Below are 23,051 nucleotides of genomic sequence, written 5' to 3' on the forward strand. Positions count from 1 at the left end.
GGCCCTACTGCCCACTGCCTTTTATCTTTGCCCTCTGCCCTCTGCCCTTTGCCCTTCAATATTACTTCAAAAACGTCAACAACACCTGCCTAAACTGTCCCGGGTCCTGAATATGAGGAATATGACCGATGCCTTGTGCTTCATACAGGAGGGCATTGGGAATTTGTTCCTTTGTTTTTTTTGCCAGCGCGGGGTACTGGCCATACCTGTTTTTCTCATCATCCGATAACAGGGCTTTGCCAACCACGGTGCGGTCATCGGTACCAATGATCAACAGGGTAGGGGCACTGATGCGGTCCCATTCATAACACACTGGTTGTTCATAGATCATTTGGTACGTAACGGCATTTACCCAGGCTACCCGGGAAAAATCAGGTGTTTTAAGCGTTTCGGCCTGGGCCTGAACATACTGTTCGTACTCTGGCCGCCATTGCGGGTAATAAGATTGCTGGTATTTTTTGTACGATTCATAGGTAGCATGCACTTCTTTGTCGTACAGTTGGTCAAGGGTTTGATAGGGCACAAAGCGTCTGTAGTCTTCCAGCCCAATGGGGTCTTCCAGCACCAGTTTGATGAGTTTGCCCGGATATTCCATGGCAAAACGCGCTGCCAGCATACCACCCATGGAGTGGCCCACCAGGTATACCCTGGGAATATGCAATGAATCGAGCAACTGGTTCATGGCATATGACAGCATATGAAAACTGTAATGGATATCTGGTTTGTCTGACTTTCCCCAGCCTGGCTGATCAGGCACGATCACCCGAAAACCAGCTTTTACCAAAAAAGTCATTACATCTTTCCAGTAATAGCCATTGAAATTCTTACCATGAAAAAGTAGTACGGTTTTATTGGCATTAGAATCAGGTTGCGCATCCATGTAAGCGATTTGAACCGGTCTGTTTTCAAGGGTGGTCTTGAAATATTTCACGGGGTAGGGATATTCTATCTGGGCTTGCATATGCAAGGTGGTTGTCAGGCACTGGGATAGCAACATGAGTAGAAATATGTGTTTACGCAACATGCAAAGGATTATTTGATGCATGAAGTTACATGCATTTTACAACCGTTAGGTGATTTCGGATATTTTAACAATATAGATAATAGACTTTCTACGGGGTGGGGAAAGAGTTAATCAGGTTCCGAATCTAATTTTTCTTTAACCATTTCAATCAATACATTCAACTGACGGGGATCCATAATGGTTTTCTGGTGTCCCATTTCGTATTCATTGAACAATACATCGCCCTCTTGCGTCAGCGTAAACAAATAATTGTTCTCCGAAAACACATCGAATACGATTAAATCGCCAAAATCTCTTTCCTTGATCTGACAGGTCATGGTTTTACCACTTACTGACAGGTTCATCGTTTTCGTTTGTAGTTCTTCCATCTCCTGCAATGTTTTAAAATGAAAAATAAAAAGGACGGTCCAAATAAATTAATCACGAAATATAGCCTGTTCTTCACGTTCCTGTACCGGGATCTGTTTTATAAGATCATCATAATTTACCTCTTCATGGGTAGTATATGCGCCGTATGCATCCATTGAATAACCCATGGTGCCATCGTGGGCCTGAATGAGGTAAACAATGGAGGAATCACCTGGGTCCGACTGGCCTTCAAAACGATACGTTCTAATAATGGTCAGGTCTTCAGGTTTGTAAAATTTACCATTGGTAGTGGTAAACCCATCATTTGTAATTGTAAATTCATTGTCGTTATGTTGATGTCTTAATTTTTCCAGCACCGCGGTCAGCGTTGTCATTTCTGACGGTTTCGTTTCCATAAACAAGTTTTTTAAATGAAAAATAGTCTGTGATTATTGAATACCAATCTTGTATCAGTACCAATGTATTATTTCAAAAACCTGTGCCATCTTATAGCGGTCAATTGAAGAAATATTTCTACACAAATTTCCTGGGTGGTTAATTCCAGCTTGAAGTATGGCGGGCACCAGTTGGCACAGGATTTTTAGTAAGTATAATAGCGATAATTTTTTCCTTCTGGCAATTAACACTTCTAACAAAGTGATAAGGAATGCTGGATACTGAGAGTGAAAGGAAAAAAATATCACGAGCCCTCAGGTTAAACTGGGGGCTTTTTTATGTTAGCCCTGCTAATTGGTGTATCTTAAGCTGATGAAAAAGCTTTTATCCTTATCAACGCATCCAAAACACCGGAATTCTATATTGTTACCCGGTTTATAAAAGATAAGTTTGGTATCGAGGTTGCATTTGTGGAGGAAAGTATTTTATGGCAACAGCAGCAAAGAAAAAGAAAAGTACTACCACCCGGAAAAAATCAACCACAGCTCATAAAAAGACGGCTCGTAAAAAGACAGTCAAAAAGAAAGCTGCACCAAAGAAATGGTCGCACCATGTAATGGAAACCAGTGATGCGCTTGACCTGCAATCGGGTATCTTCAAATCAAAAGACCCGAAAAAGATAGCCAGCTCATTAAAGCGTTCAGCCGAAAAAAGTAAACGAAGAAAAGGCACCCCGTTCCAATCAGCCATGTCGATGTTAAACTTTTACATCAACCGGGCCGGTAAACACCTTACCGCAAAGGAAAAACAGCCACTGGAAAAGGCAAAGCCGGAACTCCGTAAATTGTTTGGCAGAGAAGAATAGAACAAATCAGTGGAGGAATTCGTTATTTAATAGCTAACGATTGTTAGTAAAGCTATATCTTTGTGTCCGCTGACAAACCCACATCTTAAACACAGAACTTACTATATGAATAAAAAGGAAGTGTATATTATTTCGGCCGTTCGCACCCCCATGGGCAGTTTTGGCGGCAGTTTAAAGGATTTTACAGCACCAAAACTCGGTGCCGTTGCCATAAAAGCCGCCCTGGAAAAGGCGGGTTTACAACCCAACCAGGTGCAGGATGTATTGATGGGTTGCGTGATCCAGGCTAACCTGGGACAAGCCCCAGCACGCCAGGCAGCCAAATATGCCGGCCTGCCCAATGAAGTGAATTGTACAACCGTGAATAAGGTGTGTGCCAGTGGTATGAAAGCCATTGCACAGGCGGCACAAAGTATTGCACTGGGCGATGCCGATATTGTAGTGGCCGGCGGTATGGAAAGTATGAGCAACGTTCCTTTTTATGTAGACAGCCTGCGCTGGGGAAATAAATATGGCAATACCAGTATGATTGATGGATTGGCGAAGGACGGGTTAACCGATGCATACGATGGACAGGCCATGGGAAATGCTGGCGATCTGTGCGCAAAGGAATGTGGTATTACCCGCGAAGAACAGGATGCATTTGCTATTGAAAGTTATAAGCGCAGTCAGGCTGCCTGGGCCGCAGGCAGGTTTGCCGAAGAAGTAGTACCGGTAGAAATTCCACAACGCAAGGGTGATCCCATAAAATTCTTTAAAGACGAAGAGCCATTTAATGTTAAGTTCGATAAGATCCCTGAGCTAAAGCCGGCTTTTCAGAAAGAGGGTACGGTAACTGCCGCCAACGCCAGTACGCTGAACGATGGTGCAGCAGCGCTGGTCTTAATGAGTAAGGAAAAAGCTGAAGAGCTGGGTTTAAAACCAATTGCCAGAATTGTTTCATACGCCGATGCAGAACAGGCGCCAGAATGGTTTACCACTACACCATCGATAGCGGTTCCCAAAGCTGTGGCTAAAGCCGGGTTGAAAATGACCGATATCGATTATTGGGAATTGAACGAAGCATTTGCGGTAGTGGGTATTGAAAACAGCCGCCGGATGAAACTCGATCCGGCCAAAGTAAATGTACATGGTGGAGCGGTTTCGTTGGGCCACCCGTTAGGTTGCAGCGGTGCGCGTATTATTGTAACCCTTATTAATGTACTGAAACATAACAAAGGTAAGTACGGCGCTGCAGGTATCTGTAATGGCGGCGGTGGTGCATCAGCCATGGTTATTGAAAACATGTAATAAAACAGATTATACAATGAGCCCTCCCGGTCACGATCGGGAGGGCTTTTTTCATTTAGAACTAAGATCGGGTCGGAATACCAGCATTTCACTCCAGCTTCTTTCAACATATTGTTGAATTACAGCCATATAATCGTTGTATCCGCTTTCATTGTATTCGGCTTTATATCTCTCCATAAAAGGTTTGCGGAAAGCCGGGTCTCTTTCTTTCCAACCGGTTTTATAACGGAATACCAGGATGTATTGGGTTGGCCCTGACCCGGAAGCCTGATAAACTGCAACCGGTTCATTACTTTTCTGCCATACTACTTTTACCTTTTTAATAAGGGCTGCAATGGTATCGCCATAACCTTGTTTGGGAAAAACATGGGTGATGGCCATTTTTTCTGAGAATTCGGTTAGGGGCACTGAACTCAGGTCTTCCCGGTAAACGGCAAAACCCTGCGAACCCTGGGTGGTAGTTAAAGGAGAAACATTCGTATTCCAGTCGGCAGTATGTTCTTTGCTGATGTCTTTTCGGTCATCAAGCTGTGCCCAGCTGTTAGGGCCTTCTGTAACGTGGTAGGCGCCGGCGTCGGGCCCGGAGATTACTTCATAGGCGCGCCATTTCCAATCGCCGGTATGAAACTTTTGTGCGTGAGCCAGGAGCGCTTTTTCAAACTCAGCTACTTTTTCAGGTTTGGGAAAAGCCCTGAAGGTGCTTACAACGGTTTTAGTTTGGCTTATTCCGATAAGCGGAAGCAACAGCCAGCAGAGAAAGAGTTTTCTCATGTTTTGCAATTTTGGGTTAAAGAATTGTTGGAGAATAAGTAGGGAAGGAATCCTGTATAGAAAAAGGGGAAATAAAAGGTACATACAATATGTGGCAGGAAAAAATGATCTACATCATTGCTGCCTTTTCAGAAGTACCTTTGCGAAATGAATACCATTCGCATTGCAGAAGCAACCAAAAAAGAGGCGGAACTGATAGCTAACCTGAGCCGTAAAACGTTTTACGATTCGTTTGCAGGAGATAACAGCAAGGAGGATATGGATAAATTCCTGAATGAACAGTTCACCCGGGAAAAATTAATGGCAGAGGTAGGCGCTGCAGGAAATATCTTTTTGCTGGCCTATGACGGTGATGAAGTGTTGGGTTATGCGCGAATGCGGGAAACCCCCAATCCGGTATCATTGGAGGATGGTCCGGCAATAGAGATTGCCCGTATTTATGCAGAACAAAAAAGCATCGGTAAGGGTGTAGGCAGCGCACTGATGCAGCAATGTATTGAAATGGCAAAACGGAAAAATTGCCGGGTTATCTGGCTGGGCGTTTGGGAGAAAAATTATAAAGCCATTGCCTTTTATACCAGATGGGGGTTTGAACGGTTTAGCGAGCACATATTTATGTTAGGGAATGATCCCCAAACGGACTGGTTGATGAAGAAAGGGTTATGATGAAATAACCCTGTAGTATAACAAAAAACAACGCCCTTTTTCAGGGCGTTGCGGGAATGGGAACAACATATACTAAAACAAGAACCTTTTTAAATATTAAACGCAGTATTGCAACTAATTATCCATTTCAGTATCGAAGTGTTCTACTTCATCAGTGGGTTCGGCCTCATACCTTGGGCCACCACCCAGCATCACTAATTCATTCAGTACTATTTCTGAAACAAAGCGCTTTATGCCGCTTTTATCGGTGTACTCCCGATGCACCAGTTTACCGGCCACAGCTACTTCTCTGCCTTTGGTTAAATACTTTTCGGCTATCTCAGCCAGTTTACCCCAGGCTATAACGGCATGCCACAAAGTTTCTCTAACCCGCTCACCCCGGGAGTTTCTGTAAGTATCATTGGTGGCAATCGAAAAGCGGGCTAGCTTTTTACCCGTTTCGGTTGTACGGATATCAGGAAATTGACCTAAGTTTCCAATCAACTGCACTTTGTTTTTAATTGCGTACATAATTGTATTTTTAAAGATTACGAATTATTTCAGTCTATCAGGCCACGCCTGTCGATTTGACCCCTCAAAGATGCAACCCACGGAAAGATATAGTCGGTATTTTGTCGTTTATACCCGATCTTAAACGTTTGTTTGTCGTTTACAAATAGATATTTTTTGTAATTTCATTGTTCATTGCCATTAACCTTATGAAAATAACTGCTAGAATCTGTCTCGCCTGTGAGAGCCCTATTGTAGGGCGCATAGACAAAAAGTTCTGTGACGACTCCTGCCGGAATCACTACAATAACCAGATGAATGATAATTATGCAAGCGCACACGTACGGAACGTCAATAATATTTTACGAAGGAACAGGAGGATCCTGGAAGAATTACTGGCACCTTTAAAGCAAAAGAAGGTGGTTATTGCACGGCAACGGCTGGTTGAAGCCGGTTTTCATTTTGGATACATCACGGAACATCATCAACCCAATAAGAAAAGCCACTATTATTATTGTTATGAATATGGCTACCGCTCCATCGATCAGGAAAAGGTACTGGCCATAAAGGATACGCGCAAAAAGCGGTTTGCGAGGTAGAACGGAAACTATCCCCCTGTTATCACATTTTCAATGGAACGGGTTAGTTTATCTACTTAAAAATCAAGGTATTGACTTGGCGTTTTTTTCACCAGACAAATTTATGAAAAATACTATATTTGTTAAATGATCTAACAGATTAGTTACCTACCTCCGCAACAGTTTGTCATTCACAATCCGTTCCATAACTTCCTCTTTCTGATACTTGGAGATCGGGATCTGGTACCTGCCGCCTACATGCAAGATATTGCCCTCGATAGATTGAATACACTGGATATTCACCAGGTACGATTTATGCGGCTGAATGAATTGTGCGGCAGGTAGTTTTTCCTGTAAGGCCTTTAAGGTGGAGTGGGTGACCAGTTTTTTATCGGTGGTATACAGGGCTACATAATTTTCCATAGCCTCCACAAAAAGAAGTTCCTGTAAGTTTACCTTTTCCAGTTTGTTGTCGGTTTTTATAAAGAGGTAATTGCCGGCATTGGTGGAGCTGCTGGAAAAGAAATCATATGCTTTATTGGCGGCTTTTAAAAACCGTTCAAACGAAATGGGTTTTAACAGGTAGTCGAGCACATCCAGTTCATATCCTTTTATAGCGTATTGTTCATAGGCGGTGGTGAAGATCACCCTGGGTGCATTGGGGGTATGCTGCAAAAAATCGATGCCGGTTACATACGGCATTTCAATATCCAGGAAAAGCAGGTCGGCGGGCTGCTTTTTTAATAGGGAATTGAGTTGTATGGCATCTTCACAAACGCCCGCGAGTTCCAGGAAGTCGATCTTTTCTATATAGCCCTGTAATCCTTTCCGGGCTAAAGGTTCGTCATCGGTGATAATGCATTTTATGGTTGGCGTCATGATAGTGGTAATTGTATTTCAGCAAAAAAGGTGTTGTCCTTCTTTGAAGTGGTGAAGGTATGTTTTCCGGGGTATAATAATTCCAGTCTTCTTTTCAGGTTCTCCAGACCAATTCCGGTGCGTGACTGGTCCTTTATCCACGGTGCGGCTGGGGGAATGGAGTTGGCTACTGCAAAACGCAGGTGATCGTTTTCTTTACTGGCTTCTATGGTTATGTGATAGTCGCCCCCTGCATATTTAAAAGCGTTTTCTACCAGGGGCAGGAACAACAGCGGATACACCTGCTCGCTATGAAGTGAGCTGTCAAAATGTACCCGCAGTTGTAATTTGTCGGAACTTCTTATCTGCTGTAAGGCTATAAAATTCTCGAGGTAGTGTAATTCATGGCTAACCGGTACTGTTTGCTGTTGGTCGTATAACTGGTAACGTAACAGCTCTGAAAATTTTTCAATGCTTTTCTTGGCATCTGCAATGTTTTCATCCATTTGAAAATAGATGGTGTTAAGCGCATTGAAAAGAAAATGCGGGTGGTACTGCGCTTTTAAGAACTTGAGCTCCGTTTGTAAATGGTCGGTCTTGATCTTTTCCATTTGCAGCCGCTGTTCTATATAGGCCCTGATAAAACTATTTCCGCGGGCAATGGCGTAATGCAATAATACGTATAGGATCACTACTATATTGGCAATGGCAAAGTCATTCCATTTAACCGGTGCCTGTATCAGGTAATGAACAAAGAACAGGAGTGGATTGGTCAACAGAAAGCTTACCAAAAACAACACAAGGAACTCTTTTAATACATCGCTGGCGGTTGGCAGTCGCTGGCGCTGGTTGAATTTATTTACAAAATACAGCACGGTCTTGTTAAACAGGTAGGCATAGCCAACCACCAGGATGATCTCGATGGCATTGATCTGCCATTTTCTTTCCCAGAACTTTTCCCCGGTAGTAGTATCATTCACTATGCGAATGGTGGCATATACTGCCAGTCCAAACAACCCTGGGAATAGGTATTTCCAAAACAGTTTCATCTGATATTTTTTATTTTTCCGGGCCAGATGGACCTTCGATTCATTACTTGTAATTTACGATAATTGGATCGCTGGTTGTACTTTTTCAATTGATTTGTCAGCTATTGGCGCGGGTTCCTTCTTTTTCGGCTTCATGCCAAACAAAAACCGCGTAACCGCATAGGGTTTTATCAGTAAGTGATAAATGCACAACACCAGTGCAAAGGAAATGATAAAAGTAAACAGGAATTTGCTCAGTACGGAGTCGCCTGATCGCATTACATAAAACACTACGATCACAATAACCGTTTGGTGTAAAATATAAAACGGATATACCGCCTGGTTAATATAATCCTGTATGCGGTGTTTTTTGTTCAGGTAACGTTTGCCATAGCCAATAGCGGTAAAGATCCAGGCCCAGGCAGTGAAGGGATACAGCGCCATATAGGCATACATGTGCCAGTCGTGCCGCCAGTCGGGAATTATTTGATCAGGCTCCAGGTTGTTCCAACGGATATAGTTTATAAGTACGATGCTCAGGAATGCCAGCAGCAGGGAGGTGCGGCGGTTCCTTTCCAGACTGTCCATTAACACGGGGAAGTTGATGCAGATAAAACCGGTAAGTAAAAACGACAACCAGTACAGGTGCCGGCTCCAGTCGTGAATAAGGTCATGGGTTTCGGGAAAGGTTAAATTCAATGAAGTAAAAATGACGATAGCGGGCAGCATCAGCAGGTAGATCCATTTTTTGTGGGCCAGTTTGGTGAAGAACATCAGGCGTTGTTTGCCGCCTTCGCTCATGATCCATTTGAACAGGGGCGCGAATAGAATGTCATATAAAAACAGGTAAACGATAAACCACAGGTGATGCCAGCTCAGATTTCCTTTGGGGTAGGCGCCGGTTGTGAAAATGGTAGAGTAGAAGTTGAAGAAGTTTCCTTTAAAACCCTGGGTCAACCGTTCAAGGTATACCTGGGGTGGTACAATTACCAGCATCCCGAACAGCAGTGGAATAAATAACCGCCTGAAACGAAGACCGATGAAGGCGCCGGTGGATCTTCGCTGTAACATGAAATAGGTTACTGTACCTGAAATGAAAAACAACAGCGGCATTCTGAACCGGCCGAGCCAGAAGTTGAACTCCATAAGCAGGTTGCTGGTTTGTGCGTTCTTGAGGTGCCATTCCCATTCCGACACGTATGCCATGGAAGAATGCAGAAAGAAAACGGCTAATATGGAGCCGATACGAAGCCAGTCGAGATAAGCCTGGCGGGTAGAAGCGGAAGAAACTGGTTGCATATGGTTAATTTTCTACAAACCTAGTTTCCGGCAGAAGGGTCGTAAAATTACTTTGACGTGTGGACGGTTTGCGGTGGTGTGAGGACAGAATCCGTCCCCGGTTTCCTGTTGCCGGGTACCCGGTGACAGGAAACCGGAAACTGGTAACGGAATTATTTTACCTGAATTTGTGTCCGGAAACCAGATTAAAGTCAATAGCAGTAAGCATTTTCGGGATGTACTGACTTTCTGTCTATTAGACATTTAATTTATTATGCCCGGCAATTTGTTATTATGCTCATCAACCAATAATTTTGCCGGGTTTTAAAAACTGAATACAGAATGGCAAGAACTATCGCATTTCGCGAAGCGCTCCGCGAAGCTATGAGTGAAGAAATGAGGAAAGATGACCGGATTTTCCTGATGGGTGAGGAAGTAGCTGAATACAATGGTGCTTATAAAGTAAGCCAGGGTATGCTGGCAGAATTCGGCCCCAAAAGAATTATTGACACCCCTATTGCCGAGTTGGGTTTCACCGGTATTGCGGTAGGTGCTGCTCAAAACGGTTTACGTCCTATCGTTGAATTCATGACCTGGAACTTTGCCGTACTGGCATTGGATCAGATTTTAAACACAGCTTCAAAAATGCTGGCTATGAGCGGCGGACAAATTGGTTGTCCCATCGTTTTCCGCGGACCAAATGGTTCTGCCGGCCAGTTGGGTGCCCAGCACTCTACCGCTTTTGAAAGCTATTATGCAAATATCCCCGGTATTAAAGTAATTTCTCCTTCTAACCCATACGATGCCAAAGGTTTGTTGAAAGCCGCCATCCGCGATGAAGATCCAGTGATGTTCATGGAGAGTGAGGTAATGTATGGCGACAAAGGCGAAGTTCCTGAAGAAGAATACATTATCGAGATCGGTAAAGCCGATGTAAAGAAACAGGGTAGCGACGTTACCATCGTTTCTTACAATAAAATGATGAAGGTTGCCCTGGGCGCTGCCGCTGAACTGGAAAAAGAAGGCATAAGCGCTGAAGTGATTGACCTGCGTACTATTCGTCCGCTCGACTGGCATACCATTCTCGAAAGCGTTAAAAAGACCAACCGCCTGGTGATCGTTGAAGAGCAATGGCCCATGTGTTCGGTATCTTCTGAGATTGCTTACCGCATTCAAAAAGAAGCATTCGACTACCTGGATGCGCCTATCCGCCGCCTTACCGCTGCAGATGCGCCCCTGCACTACGCACCAACGCTGATCGATGGAGCTTTACCAACTGTTGATAAAACAGTTCGCCTGGTAAAAGAAGTGATGTACCAAAGAAAGTAAGTAAGACGTAACTCTTAAAATACCGAAAAGGCAACAGGAAAATGGCAGCAGCCATTGGCCTGTTGCCTTTTCTTTTTTGAATAGGCAATGAATGTCGTTTAGTAAATGCCGGTTTTAAGAAATCCCCTCCTGGGAGGGGTAGGGGTGGGTTGAGGCAATGGGAAGAAAGGCATTAGGCAGTGGGCAGAAAGGAGTTGACGGGTTAACAAGTTGACAGGTTAACAAGTTGACGGAGTTGATGAGGTTGATAAGGGAAAGCCAGAATCAGGCGCCCGACTCCGCCAGGGACCGCGAACTAATAACCTACGAACCCACGAACCCAATAACCCGCGACCCCAAGAACCTAATAACCCCATCTTAAAAAAAGTCCCCCCAACCCTTTTAACTGAATAAATATTCATTTAAATTTGCCCCGTGAAACCCAGAGACGAGAATAAGATCAATGAAATTTACAAGGCTACCCTTAACCTGGTAAAGGCGACCGGACTGGCGGGTATCACTATGCAAATGGTGGCCAAAGAGGCCGGCATTGCCACCGGCACCCTGTATATCTACTTTAAAAACAAGGAAGCGCTGATCAATGCCCTGTTCGATGTGTGTATCAGAAGTTCGGCCAGCACCTTTTTCAGCAATTACGACCCGGAGCAACCATTCAAGATCGGTTTTCATACCATCTGGTTGAATATTGTACAACGCCGGGTGGCCCATTTTAACGAGAGCATATTCATCGAGCAATGCTTTCATTCACCCTTTATCGATGAAGAATCGAAGACCAGGCTGCGCAAGATGTTTGAACCGCTGCTGCACCTGATCGAAAGAGGGAAAAAGGAACACCTGATAAAGGATATCGACACCATCTGGCTGCTGGGCTTTATGGTCGGCACCATCAACGAAATTGCCAAAAGGGCCATGTATTACCATTTGAAACTGACCGGCGAGATCCTGGAAGCCAACTTCCAGCTGTGTTGGGATGGCATTAAGGCCTAAATTTTTTTTACCCTTTAAATGAATAATTATTCATTTAATAAGGTGTCACCGGCCACCAGGACGCCGCCTGCCGGGGGTACCTTAATTGCAAATGATTGATTGTATTGGTATTCCCGGAACGCTGAACCCGGAACTGTTAAAAGACATTTTGTATGAATAGAACTAACCTGAGTAAAATCTTGCTGCTTTTTTGTTTGCTGGGCAGTTGTATGGTCGCCTCAGCCCAGGAAAGCAAACAGCTGTCCTTACAGGAAGCAATCGACCTGAGTATTAAAAACAGCAAACAATTGAAGCTTGGCCAGGCAAAGATTACCGAAGCAGTGGCCGCTACCAAAGAAGCCTCGGAAAGAAGATTGCCCGATGTTGGCGTCAATGGCACCTATTTGCGGGTAAATCACCCCAAGCTGGATATTAAAACGGCCACAGCCGGTAATGACAGCAACGCCATCTCACCGGCAAATATCAACGAGGCTTATTTGCTGATGGCCAATGTGTCTATGCCCATTTTTGCCGGGTTTAAAGTAAAGTACGGCGTTGAATCGGCCCAGTTTCTGGAAAAAGCTGCCCAGCTGGATGTAGACAACGACCGCCAGGGTGTAATCCTGAATGCCATTGCAGCTTATGTAAATCTGTATAAAGCCGGCGCCGCCGTAAAACTGGTAGAAGAAAATCTGCAACAGAGCCGCCAGCGCGACACAGACTTTGTTAACCTGGAGCGCAACGGCACCCTGGCAAGAAACGACCTGTTAAAGGCACAACAGGAAACCTCCAACCTGGAGCTTACCCTGCTCGATGCCCAGAATAACCACCAGCTGGCAATGGTCAATATGGACCTCATGCTGGGACTTCCCGAAAAAACACAGCTGATAGCTGACTCAGCCAGCTTTGTACCCCCCGCCACCGTAAAAACCATTGAAGAGTACGAACAACTGGCAGCTACCAACCGGTACGACCTGAAAGCACTCGATTACCGCCAAAAGGCAGCCCAGTCGGACGTGAAAATAGCCAAAGGCGACAATTACCCATCCCTGGCATTTACCGGTGGTTATGTATTGGCAGATATTCCCCGGTTCCTGGTGATCACCAATGCGCTCAATGCCGGTCTTGGCCTGAAATACAGCCTGTCGTCACTTTGGAAAACAAATTCAAAAGTAGCCCAGGCAAAAGCCCGGGAAACACAACTGGCCGCCAGTATGGCTATGCTCGATGATGCCATCCGGTTGTCGATAAACCAGGCTTACCTGAATTATCTGTCGGGCGTAAAAAAGATAGAAGTATACAACAAGGCGCTTGACCAGGCTACTGAAAATTACCGCATCAATAAAAACAAATACGCCAATAACCTGCTTACGCTGACTGACCTGCTCGACGCTGACGTGTCGCAGTTACAGGCCCGGTTAAACGTAGCCTTTGCAAAGGCCGAACTGGTACTGGCTTATCAAACCTTATTGCAAAAAGCAGGTTTGATCAATCAATAGTTTTTGAACAACCCATTTAGAAAAAGGGAATAATAGTATTATATGGCAACAACTCAACAAACAGGCGCAGAAGCCGCCCCTAAGAAGAAAAGCCGGGGATTTTTAATTGTCCTGATCATTTTAGTAATAGTGGGTGGTGCATTTGGCATCAGTAAATACCTGCATGCAAAACATCACGAAGAAACCGATGATGCACAGGTAGAAGCCAACATCAACCCCGTGATCCCGAAGATTTCAGGGTATGTAACAGAAGTAAGGGTAAAAGACAACCAGCCGGTAAAGAAAGGCGATACCCTGTTGTTGCTCGATGACCGGGATCTGAAACTGAAACTCGATCAGGCAGAAGCCGCATTGGGAACTGCTAAAAGCAACCTCACTTCTGCCCGGGCAACTTCACAGGCTGCAGTAGCGAACATTGGTACTTCCGCCGCTGCAATTAAAGCCGCCGATGCCCAAATTGAAGCGGCCAAAGTAAGCGTATGGCAGGCTACCCAGGATTACAACCGCTACGCGAACCTGATCAAAGACCACTCCATCACCCTGCAACAGTTTGAGGGGGCCCAGGCCGCCAAAGAAAAGGCGGAGAAGCAATTGCAGGTATTGCAGGAACAAAGGAACCAGGCTGCGCGTGCTACCAATGCCGTGAGCACACAAAGCAATGCGACCGGTACCCAGGTGAATGTAGCCAGCTCAACCATTAAACAACGGCTGGTGGATGTAGAAGATGCCAAACTGAATTTATCCTACACCGTAGTGACCGCTCCGGCAGATGGTATTACGTCAAAGATAAATGTACAGGCTGGTCAGTACTTACAGGCTGGTCAGGCAACCTTCAGCGTAATACAGGACAACGACATCTGGGTAGTGGCCAATTTTAAAGAAACCCAGTTTCATGACCTGCGCATTGGACAAAAGGTGACCATTAACGTAGATGCATTCCCCGGTCATGATTTTGATGCCACCGTTACTTCTTTTTCACCTGCTACCGGCGCGCGGTTTGCTTTACTGCCACCCGATAATGCCAGCGGCAACTTTGTAAAAGTAGTCCAACGCTTACCCGTAAAAATTGAATTCAATAAACAGGATTCCCTGGTGAAACAACTGAAGGCCGGTATGAACGTGAATGTAGATGTGCACCTGGATTAAGTAATAAGCATGAATATGGAACAACAAGGATCGTTGGTAGAATATGGCTCACGACGGGTGATCATTACCATCACAGCGGTGTTTTGTGCATTGCTCGAAATCATAGACACTACCATTGTGAACGTGGCCCTGCACGACATGCGCGGAAGCCTCGGTGCCACCCTCAATGAAATAAGCTGGGTAATTACCGCCTATTCAATTGCCAATGTTATTATAGTACCCATGACCAGCTGGCTGTCGCAACAGTTTGGCCGGCGAAATTATTTTGCGGCATCGGTTATTATTTTCACCGTCGCGTCATTTTTATGCGGTAACTCAACCAGCCTGGTTGAGCTGATCGTCTTTCGTTTTCTTCAGGGCCTCGGCGGGGGTGCCCTGCTCGTTACCTCCCAAACTATTATTACCGAAAGTTATCCGCCCGAAAAAAGGGCCATGGCACAGGCCATCTATGTACTGGGGGTAATTGTAGGCCCAACGCTGGGACCGCCACTCGGTGGTTATATCGTTGACCATGCTTCCTGGCCATACATCTTCTACATCAACATACCTGTTGGTATTATTGCGGCCCTGCTCACCCTGCAATATGTACGCAGTCCGAAGTATGCAGAAAAACGCCCGGTTAACCAGGTCGACTGGTTAGGTATATTTTTATTGACGGTCTCCGTAGGCGCCTTACAATACATTCTTGAAAAAGGCCAGGAAGACGACTGGTTCAACAGCAATCTCATTATCATATTGACCGTAGTGGCCATCCTCGGTGTTTACTGTTTTATCTGGCGACAGATGGTCTACAAATACCCCGTTGTTGAGTTGAAAGTATTACGCAATGGTAATCTGCGCATGGGGGTTATCCTGTCATTTATCCAGGGGTTTGGTTTGTTTGGTTCCACCTTTATCATTCCGCTGTATACCCAAACCATTCTGGGGTGGGATGCCACCCAATCTGGTTTGTTGATGATCCCCAGTACGCTGATGGTAGCTTTTATGATGCCTATCGTTGGACAAATGATCCAGCGGGGCGTATCGCAGAAATACATGATCGCTATGGGGATGATCGTATTTTTCATTTACAGTTTGTTTACCTATAAAGTCATAACCCCGCAAACAAGCGGCGACGATTTCTTCTGGCCGCTGATGGTACGTGGGGTAGGGCTGGGACTGTTATCGGTGCCTATTTCCACCATGGCCCTGTCTACCTTAAAGGGAGTAGAAATAGCACAGGGCGCTGCCTTCTCGGGTATGATGCGGCAGCTGGGTGGGTCATTTGGTGTGGCGCTTATTTCCACTTATTTAACCAGGGATATTGTTGGCCACCGCGGTAACCTCATCCGCAGTCTTGATATTTATGATCCGGCAGTACAGGCACGCGTGCATGGCATTGCGGCCGGAATGCAGGCAAAAGGCATGGCGGCCAATACAGCTACCAAAAGCGCGTATCAATTGCTGGAAGGCTCCGTAACGGTACAGGCAACCATCCTTTCTTACATGGATATATTCTTATACATAGGCTGTATGTTCCTCGTTTGTGTACCCTTTGTATTGATATTTATTAAACGCTCTAAAGCAAAAGTGAGCATGGCCGATGCCGCCCACTAATAAAAAGGAGATCGTTATGTCTACAGTACTGGTAGTTACCAATTTTTCCGCTGCTGCGCGAAATGCGCTCAGCTACACCTGCTCCTTATTACAGAACACACAGGCCCGCCTGGTATTAATGAATATTTATGACTTTCCCGGTAACATGACAGGCGATGCCATTGCGGTAGCCGCCATGGGACAGATCATTGAACACGATGCCACCCTGCTGGAGCAGGAATACCAGTGGGTGCAAACCAATTATCCATCTATACAGATGGATACGGAAATGGTAACCGGTATTTTTCAGGAAGAGCTGCTGCGCAAAGTGGTGGAATCAAATGCGGTACTCGTGGTGATGGGCACTGATGGCAATTATACCAACCTGCTTTCCTGGAATTCGAATATCATCGAATCATTTATCGATCTGCCGGTGCCCATGCTGGTGATCCCCGCACAGGTGCAATTCCGGCCTATTAATAAAATAGCCTTTGCGTGTAATTATTATCGGAAGAACCTGCAGGTGCCGGTATCTGTTATCCGGAAACTGGTAGGTTTTACCCATGCCTCGTTGTATGTGATCAATGTAGTAGCACCACAGGAGCTGATCACCGATGAAGCGTTACACAACAAACACATTTTGCAGGAAAGCCTGGCCGACCTGACCCCGGTTTATTTTGAACCGGAATTTAGTAATGTAATAAAAGCCATAGACGATTTTACTTCGGAAGAAAATATCGACATGCTGCTGGTGATCCCCACCCGCCATGGCATCTGGCACAATATCTTTCAAAAGAGCCATACCAAAGGACTGGTGTACCTAAATCACATTCCATTATTATCGGTAAGGCAGCAGGAAGAGTTTATACAATAGTTTAAAGTTGAAAGTTTAAAGTCTAAAGTAAAGACTGCTTAGGGCTTTAAACTTTAAACTTTAAACTTTCAACCATATACTGCGCAAACGAAAAGTTGTTCCTAATAAAAAAGCCCCAATAGATTGGAGCTTTTATTGCTTGCTTCGGATATTAATACAAAAATTCTTCAGAAATATCTTAGTGCAGGAGAAATGAACACAAGGTCAGCAGGCCAACCATGCCGCCTAATATTAAACCTCCCAATATGGCTAATCTGGCAATTACTTTTATTAACGACGGGGTATATTTAACATCTACAGCAGATGCTTTCATAGTAACGGATTTTGATTAAATAATTTTTTCGAAAGGATATGTGGCTACAAAATAATATGTATTGTTAAAGTTTGCAAGGTAGTTTTACTAAGGATTCCCCTTGTAAAAAAAGCAGTATTTACCACCGCCGCAGCTGACCGGGAGTAAACGTCCATTCGGGCGTGTAAATGAAAGAGTTATCTGTTTTTACTTCGTACCAGGGACTCAATGCTGTATCCATCGGGTCTTTTAGCAGGTGGATATTTTGCGCCGGCATATAACTCTGCGCCAGCAAATAAATGGTTTTTCCGCTGCTGTTCACCGCCATGTCCATTACCATCACAGCGTGTCCCGGCGACCCACCCTTTATCAACACATCACCCGGTTGAATGGAATTGAATGTACGAACGGGGTGCAATTGTTTTTCCAGCGAAGCAGTACCACACATACCATACACCTGTTCCAGGTAACGTTCAAAGTGGATGCTGTCTATTTTGCCGGGGCAGGTATATTTTTTACCACTGTTGTCGGAGAATGAAATTTCATTATATCGTTTTTGATCGTACAGGTATTGTGCCCGTAACCGCATTACTGCATCGGCACATTGTTGCAGGTCTTTATTGCCAACAGGGATATCCAGCACGGCGTACTGCGCTTCCTGGTTTTTCTTGAGCTGCCCATTGAAGAGGTACACCCTGGCATCCTTTTTAATAGGAATTTTGCGTAACCAGGCGGCAAATGAAATAGCAGGATATGTAAGGCGTTTAAAACCTGCCGGCAGGGATATATCGCTCACCGCAGCCGGCATTGTATTAATCATTTGTGTAGTATGTAGGGGAATATTTGAATTTGCGGTTTTTTCTATGCAGGCAATAGGGAAAAGCGGCAGGATAATTGTCATGAGGATGTTCCGTTTCATATTGTTACATTTGAAGACTTTTGGGATGAAAAAAAGTAATTATTCCATAGCTAAAGACTGTTAAACTAACTATGTCAAACATTTTAATTATCGACGACGAAAAAGCTATCCGAAAAACCCTCAGCGAGATCCTGTCATATGAAGGTTATAAAATTGAAGAGGCCGGCGATGGGGAAGAAGGGTTGAAGAAATTTAAAGAGAAGGCCTATGATGTGGTGTTGTGTGATATCAAAATGCCCAAGCTGGATGGTATTGAATTCCTGGACAAAGCCCGGGAAGCCAATCCGGATGTACCGGTGATCATGATCAGCGGCCACGGCACTATTGAAACAGCGGTAGAAGCAGTGAAGAAAGGCGCCTATGATTATATAGCCAAACCACCAGATTTGAACCGCCTGCTGATAACCATTCGCAATGCAATGGATAAAAACAACCTGGTTACCGAAGCGAAGGTGTTAAAACGCAAGGTGAGCAAGGTGGAAGAGATGATCGGCGAATCGGGGCCCATTATAAAGATCAAAGAAACCATCGATAAAGTAGCGCCTACAGACGCCCGCATTCTGGTAACCGGTGAAAATGGCGTGGGTAAAGAACTGGTGGCCCGCTGGGTGCACGAAAAAAGCAACCGCGCCGCTGGCCCATTGGTAGAAGTGAACTGTGCCGCCATTCCCAGTGAATTGATAGAAAGCGAACTGTTCGGCCATGAAAAAGGATCGTTTACTTCCGCGGTAAAACAACGCATCGGCAAATTTGAACAGGCTTCCGGCGGTACCTTGTTCCTCGATGAAATCGGTGATATGAGCCTGTCTGCACAAGCCAAAGTATTGCGCGCCCTGCAGGAAGGAAAGATCACGCGGGTAGGGGGGGATAAAGACATCAGTGTGGATGTGCGCGTAATTGCGGCTACTAACAAAGACCTGTTGAAGGAAGTGGATGATAAGAATTTCCGCCTCGACTTATACCATCGCTTAAGTGTGATCATCATTCACGTGCCATCGTTAAACGATCGCCGGGAAGATATTCCTTTACTGGTTGATAAATTCCTGACCGATATCTGTGCTGACTATGGTATTCCCAAGAAAGGCATCGATAAAGACGCACTGGATGCATTGAAACAACATAACTGGACGGGCAACATCCGCGAACTGCGTAACGTAGTAGAGCGCTTGATCATCTTATCGGGTAAGGTCATTATCCCCGACGATGTACATGCGTATGTAGTTCCTAAGAGATAGTTGATCAGTTAACCAGTTGATCAGTTAACCTGTTAACTCGTCAACTGGTTAATTTCTTTTCCTTCTTTCAGGAAAGCTCTTTTCTCTTCCACTGTTTTAAGTAACCTCACATTCGTCAGTTCACAACTACAATGGCAGGCATCGAGGCCTGAAAAAACAATTTCTTTATTGGGGAACATGCTGGCTACCTCTTTCAGGTACTCGTGCATGTCGCATTTGTTCAGATTGGGTATTACGAGGAAATACAATTGTGTAACCGGCTGCAGCGAGCAGATGGTCTCTAACATGTTCAGCGGAACATTCTTCCCCATATACAGAGTGGGCACACCTTCTTTCTTCAGCATGTAATGCATGAACAGTAATGGGAGCTCCACGCATTCTGCGCCCGGAATATCGTGGTGTTCGCCGGCCGGGGTGAACAACAATACCCGACGCCCGCCGGTATACGCCGGTTTTTCAAGCCCGTCGATGGCTACCATCGTCTTTTTTATGATAAGGGCGCGGGCAAAATGCGCATGCGCCTGCATTACCTGACCGGTTAACCACAATACCCCGATCTTTTTCTGAAAGGGGAACAGCACATTGATCATGCTTTTTTCGAACCCGGCATGTAAGATCAGGTTATGCATTATTTTATCGAACCGGGGCTGGTCCAGATCGATAGAGGCTTCTGTTAATTGATTGATAAAAATTTCGTAGTTATCTGTATCAGGCTTTGCTTCCAACGCCATTTTTGCCATTTCTTCGGGCGAACAGCAGGCGATTTGTGAAATTTTATGGCCCTGGTTATACAGGTAAGCAATACGTAACAGGTGTTTAAGGTCCTCACAATCATAGAAACGGTGCTTACTTTCCCTGCGTTTTGGGCAGAAAAGATTGTAGCGTTGTTCCCAGATACGGAGGGTGTGCGCTTTGATGCCTGTTAAATTTTCAATATCCCGGATGGAAAAGAGATTCATAGTATTGTAACAAAAAGTAAGATATTACAACTAATGCAACTGATAAAATACTGCTCGTCATAAATAGCGCCCATACGAACAATGTTAAACACTTTTTTTGGCAAATTGTTCGTTATTGGCCTGTTTCTGTGAGAATTAATATGGTATTTTTGCCCGGATTTTTTTAATAAATTGCCCCATAATGAGTTTACACGATCTGTTCGTAATAATACTAATATCCTTACTTATCGTAGAATTGCCTGCCTTTGGCCTGGTAAAATTATTCGAAAAAGCGGGAATTGAGTCCTGGAAAGCCTGGGTGCCTTTCTATAACATCTGGGAAATCATGAAGAAGACCAGCCTGAAACGGCACTGGTTCTACTGGCAGTTTATACCTGTAGCTGGTTGGTTTATAAGCATTTGGTTACTGGTTGAATTTGTAAAACTGTTCGGCCGGTTCAGCTTCGTCGATCATGCGGCAGCGGCTTTGTTGTCGGTTGTGTATTTCCCCTACATTGGTTATGACAAAAAAGTGAAGTTCCTGGGGCCCGATGCTGTAAAGAACCATAAAAAAACGGTAGTACGGGAGTGGATCGATGCGGGCGTGTTTGCCGTAGTGGCGGCCACCCTCATCCGGGTATTTGTGTTTGAAGCATATACGATCCCCACCGGCTCCATGGAAAAGACCCTGCTGGTAAACGACTTCCTGTTTGTAAGCAAGCTCAGCTACGGTCCGCGTATTCCCAATACGCCGCTGGCCATTCCATTTGTGCACCACACCATGCCTATTACCAACTCGAAATCATATACCGAGATCATTCACCTGCCTTATACCCGCTGGTTTGCCAGTCCGGTTAAACGCAATGATGTAGTGGTGTTCAACTTCCCCGCAGGGGATACGCTCACCAAAGAACTGGATTCCCAGGACCCCTACTACGACATTCTGCAAAGTGAAGAAATGCGGCAATACCAGCAGCTGAAGGGGCAAATTGCCAACGAAGCAGAGTTGCAGGCGGTAAGCAAACAAAAAGCACGGGAAATTGTGTGGAGCGATTATACCATCATGACCCGCCCGGTTGATAAACGCGAAAATTACATCAAACGCTGTGTGGCCATCTCTGGCGATACCATTCAGATCGTAGATGGTATTTTATATGTGAACGGTAAGAAAGCTTACATTTCACCTACTTCGGCTACCGATTATATGGTGACCACCACCAATAACAAGGTCCTGAACGATGATGATCTGCGCGAAGCTGGTATCAGGTTGAATACGGATGAAAGAAATCCTGATTTCATTCCCTACGGTGCCAATAGTTATATGATCAATATGACCGAGTCGGAAGCGGAGATCCTGAAAAAGTTCCCCGGCGTAAATGTTACCCGTAAGCTGGAGAATGTGGGCGACCCCCGTATTTTCCCGCGCGATACTGCACTGGTTTTATGGAGTGTGGATGAATTCGGTCCGCTGTGGATCCCTAAAAAAGGAGCAACCATTCAGCTGAATGCTAAAAACATTGCTATCTATAAACGTGCTATCAAGGTGTATGAAAACAATACCTGGGAAGAACACGATGGCAAGATCTTTATAAACGGACAGGAAACTACCAGCTATACCTTTAAAATGAACTATTTCTGGATGATGGGTGACAACCGCCACCGTTCGCAGGACAGCCGCTTTTGGGGTTTTGTTCCTGAAGACCACGTAGTGGGTGAGGCCTGGTTGATCTGGATGAGCTGGGATAAAGGTATCCGGTGGAACCGAATGTTCCGATCAATACATTAAAAGACATAATTCACTATCTTTAATAATCCTTCCCCGTTTGCGGGAAGGATTTTTTGTCTGGTAAATTCATGGATTATGAAAAAAGAGGAATTCAAGTTTTCGTTTGAAGTGTATGATTCTATCGAGGAGTTAAAGGAAGAAGACGCCTGGTTATTGAATGAAGCAAGGGAAGTGACCGCACATGCGTATGCACCCTATTCTCATTTTCAGGTAGGCGCGGTAGCCAAGTTGGCCAATGGCGAAATTGTAGCCGGCAGCAACCAGGAGAATGCTTCTTTCCCCGTGGGATTGTGCGCCGAGCGCGTATTGCTGGCATCAGCCTCCTCGCTGTATCCCAAAATACCTATTGAAACGATGGCCATCAGCTATCAAACGGGTAATGGCGATAGCGATCATCCTATTTCTCCCTGCGGAATTTGCCGGCAATCCCTACAGGAATTTGAATCCCGCGTAAGCCATCCCATCCGGTTAATACTCGGAGGCATGGAAGGAAAAATATATGTGATCCCCAACTCAAGTATTCTATTGCCGCTGGCCTTTACGAGCGAGCAACTGAAGGGGGAATGGTAGGAAGGGCAAAAGTCTTTATGTAAAAGGGTTTCGGAGCAGCAGCAGTCCGAAAATCGGCTGCAAAGAAGAACTTTGCTGATTACAAAACATAAAAATTAAATTTTATGAAACAGCAAACTTCAGCCGCTTCCGAAACCCAAACCAAAGGTAGAAACATAATCGATTATAGCGGTAAAACGATTTGTGTAGGGATCGATGTGCATCAAAAGGACTACCAGGTAGCCAAGGTGTATAAAGGGATCTGTCTTGGTAATCATCGTATGGCAGCTGATAGTGACGCATTAATTAAACATTTGCGCAGTCATTATAGTGGGGCTGATTTTAAATGTGT

23 protein-coding genes and 1 pseudogene are annotated in these 23,051 nt (G+C 45.0%); 14 read left to right on the top strand and 10 right to left on the bottom strand.

The genetic code is table 11. The features are described 5' to 3' along the window. Positions 1-61: 61 nt before the first annotated feature. From BMX95_RS26665 to BMX95_RS26675, 3 genes are all read right to left on the bottom strand, one after another. Positions 62-961 carry an alpha/beta fold hydrolase gene (locus BMX95_RS26665; RefSeq protein ID WP_242673006.1) on the bottom strand — a complete coding sequence of 300 codons (900 nt, stop codon included), beginning with the start codon at positions 959-961 and terminating at the stop codon, positions 62-64. A 170-nt stretch (positions 962-1,131) separates the two neighbouring features. Beyond that, entirely contained in the window at positions 1,132-1,392 is a 261-nt protein-coding gene (locus BMX95_RS26670) for a hypothetical protein (protein WP_081198013.1), read from the bottom strand. Between the two features lie 48 nt (positions 1,393-1,440). Continuing rightward, a complete protein-coding gene (locus BMX95_RS26675; protein WP_081198012.1) occupies positions 1,441-1,788 on the bottom strand; it encodes a hypothetical protein in 348 nt (115 codons plus the stop codon). A gap of 467 nt (positions 1,789-2,255) precedes the next feature. Here BMX95_RS26675 and BMX95_RS26680 point away from each other — a divergent pair, with 467 nt between their 5' ends. Both BMX95_RS26680 and BMX95_RS26685 read left to right on the top strand, forming a co-directional pair. Then, positions 2,256-2,633, top strand: a complete 378-nt coding sequence (locus BMX95_RS26680; protein ID WP_081198011.1) for a DUF3175 domain-containing protein — start codon at positions 2,256-2,258, stop codon at positions 2,631-2,633. A 105-nt stretch (positions 2,634-2,738) separates the two neighbouring features. Then, a complete protein-coding gene (locus BMX95_RS26685) occupies positions 2,739-3,923 on the top strand; it encodes an acetyl-CoA C-acyltransferase (protein ID WP_081198010.1) in 1,185 nt (394 codons plus the stop codon). A 51-nt stretch (positions 3,924-3,974) separates the two neighbouring features. Here BMX95_RS26685 and BMX95_RS26690 read toward each other — a convergent pair whose 3' ends face one another. Next, on the bottom strand, positions 3,975-4,694 hold the full coding sequence (locus tag BMX95_RS26690) for a hypothetical protein (RefSeq protein ID WP_081198009.1): 720 nt from the start codon (positions 4,692-4,694) through the stop codon (positions 3,975-3,977). Positions 4,695-4,841: 147 nt separating this feature from the next. Between BMX95_RS26690 and BMX95_RS26695 the strand changes: the two genes are divergently transcribed. Next, positions 4,842-5,360, top strand: a complete 519-nt coding sequence (locus BMX95_RS26695; protein ID WP_081198008.1) for a GNAT family N-acetyltransferase — start codon at positions 4,842-4,844, stop codon at positions 5,358-5,360. Positions 5,361-5,474: 114 nt separating this feature from the next. On the opposite strand, the gene BMX95_RS26700 is transcribed toward BMX95_RS26695, so the two are convergent. Next, entirely contained in the window at positions 5,475-5,870 is a 396-nt protein-coding gene (locus BMX95_RS26700) for a single-stranded DNA-binding protein (RefSeq protein WP_081198007.1), read from the bottom strand. 188 nt (positions 5,871-6,058) lie between these two features. Here BMX95_RS26700 and BMX95_RS26705 point away from each other — a divergent pair, with 188 nt between their 5' ends. Beyond that, complete coding sequence (locus BMX95_RS26705) at positions 6,059-6,448, top strand: hypothetical protein (RefSeq protein ID WP_081198006.1); 390 nt, start codon at positions 6,059-6,061, stop codon at positions 6,446-6,448. A 147-nt stretch (positions 6,449-6,595) separates the two neighbouring features. Here BMX95_RS26705 and BMX95_RS26710 read toward each other — a convergent pair whose 3' ends face one another. From BMX95_RS26710 to BMX95_RS26720, 3 genes are read right to left on the bottom strand one after another with little or no spacing between them, the layout of a single operon-like run. Further along, positions 6,596-7,306, bottom strand: a complete 711-nt coding sequence (locus tag BMX95_RS26710; RefSeq protein WP_081198005.1) for a LytR/AlgR family response regulator transcription factor — start codon at positions 7,304-7,306, stop codon at positions 6,596-6,598. After that, complete coding sequence (locus tag BMX95_RS26715) at positions 7,303-8,334, bottom strand: sensor histidine kinase (RefSeq protein WP_081198004.1); 1,032 nt, start codon at positions 8,332-8,334, stop codon at positions 7,303-7,305. Before BMX95_RS26715 ends, BMX95_RS26710 begins: the two co-directional genes overlap by 4 nt. A gap of 54 nt (positions 8,335-8,388) precedes the next feature. Then, positions 8,389-9,612, bottom strand: coding sequence for an acyltransferase family protein (locus BMX95_RS26720; RefSeq protein WP_081198003.1), 1,224 nt, complete (start codon positions 9,610-9,612; stop codon positions 8,389-8,391). A gap of 321 nt (positions 9,613-9,933) precedes the next feature. Here BMX95_RS26720 and BMX95_RS26725 point away from each other — a divergent pair, with 321 nt between their 5' ends. The 6 genes from BMX95_RS26725 (at position 9,934) to BMX95_RS26750 (ending at position 16,980) form a co-directional block, all read left to right on the top strand. After that, positions 9,934-10,920: a pyruvate dehydrogenase complex E1 component subunit beta gene (locus BMX95_RS26725; protein ID WP_081198002.1), complete on the top strand. Its 987-nt coding sequence runs from the start codon at positions 9,934-9,936 to the stop codon at positions 10,918-10,920. Between the two features lie 414 nt (positions 10,921-11,334). Beyond that, positions 11,335-11,907 (top strand): TetR/AcrR family transcriptional regulator, encoded by a 573-nt coding sequence (locus tag BMX95_RS26730; protein ID WP_081198001.1) that lies wholly within the window; start codon positions 11,335-11,337, stop codon positions 11,905-11,907. 152 nt (positions 11,908-12,059) lie between these two features. Continuing rightward, positions 12,060-13,385 carry a TolC family protein gene (locus tag BMX95_RS26735; protein WP_081198000.1) on the top strand — a complete coding sequence of 442 codons (1,326 nt, stop codon included), beginning with the start codon at positions 12,060-12,062 and terminating at the stop codon, positions 13,383-13,385. A gap of 42 nt (positions 13,386-13,427) precedes the next feature. Next, on the top strand, positions 13,428-14,531 hold the full coding sequence (locus tag BMX95_RS26740; protein WP_081197999.1) for an HlyD family secretion protein: 1,104 nt from the start codon (positions 13,428-13,430) through the stop codon (positions 14,529-14,531). A gap of 15 nt (positions 14,532-14,546) precedes the next feature. Then, positions 14,547-16,127, top strand: coding sequence for a DHA2 family efflux MFS transporter permease subunit (locus BMX95_RS26745; RefSeq protein WP_081197998.1), 1,581 nt, complete (start codon positions 14,547-14,549; stop codon positions 16,125-16,127). Between the two features lie 16 nt (positions 16,128-16,143). Next, positions 16,144-16,980 carry a universal stress protein gene (locus BMX95_RS26750; protein WP_165758828.1) on the top strand — a complete coding sequence of 279 codons (837 nt, stop codon included), beginning with the start codon at positions 16,144-16,146 and terminating at the stop codon, positions 16,978-16,980. A gap of 431 nt (positions 16,981-17,411) precedes the next feature. On the opposite strand, the gene BMX95_RS26755 is transcribed toward BMX95_RS26750, so the two are convergent. Next, positions 17,412-18,191 carry a DUF4846 domain-containing protein gene (locus BMX95_RS26755; RefSeq protein WP_207631506.1) on the bottom strand — a complete coding sequence of 260 codons (780 nt, stop codon included), beginning with the start codon at positions 18,189-18,191 and terminating at the stop codon, positions 17,412-17,414. 71 nt (positions 18,192-18,262) lie between these two features. Between BMX95_RS26755 and BMX95_RS26760 the strand changes: the two genes are divergently transcribed. After that, positions 18,263-19,426, top strand: a complete 1,164-nt coding sequence (locus BMX95_RS26760; RefSeq protein ID WP_081197996.1) for a sigma-54-dependent transcriptional regulator — start codon at positions 18,263-18,265, stop codon at positions 19,424-19,426. A gap of 32 nt (positions 19,427-19,458) precedes the next feature. Here BMX95_RS26760 and BMX95_RS26765 read toward each other — a convergent pair whose 3' ends face one another. Beyond that, the gene (locus tag BMX95_RS26765) at positions 19,459-20,385 is read right to left on the bottom strand and encodes a MerR family transcriptional regulator (RefSeq protein WP_081197995.1); all 927 of its coding nucleotides are present in this window, start codon (positions 20,383-20,385) and stop codon (positions 19,459-19,461) included. A 181-nt stretch (positions 20,386-20,566) separates the two neighbouring features. Between BMX95_RS26765 and BMX95_RS26770 the strand changes: the two genes are divergently transcribed. The 3 genes and pseudogenes from BMX95_RS26770 to BMX95_RS26780 form a co-directional block, all read left to right on the top strand. Further along, positions 20,567-22,150: a S26 family signal peptidase gene (locus BMX95_RS26770; protein ID WP_081197994.1), complete on the top strand. Its 1,584-nt coding sequence runs from the start codon at positions 20,567-20,569 to the stop codon at positions 22,148-22,150. 75 nt (positions 22,151-22,225) lie between these two features. After that, positions 22,226-22,720, top strand: coding sequence for a cytidine deaminase (locus tag BMX95_RS26775; protein ID WP_081197993.1), 495 nt, complete (start codon positions 22,226-22,228; stop codon positions 22,718-22,720). A 104-nt stretch (positions 22,721-22,824) separates the two neighbouring features. Beyond that, positions 22,825-23,051 (top strand): annotated as a pseudogene (locus BMX95_RS26780) (IS110 family transposase); the annotation flags it as partial.

The sequence above is a fragment of the Niastella yeongjuensis genome, assembly GCF_900110245.1.
In the GTDB taxonomy this organism is placed as follows: Bacteria; Bacteroidota; Bacteroidia; order Chitinophagales; family Chitinophagaceae; genus Niastella; species Niastella yeongjuensis.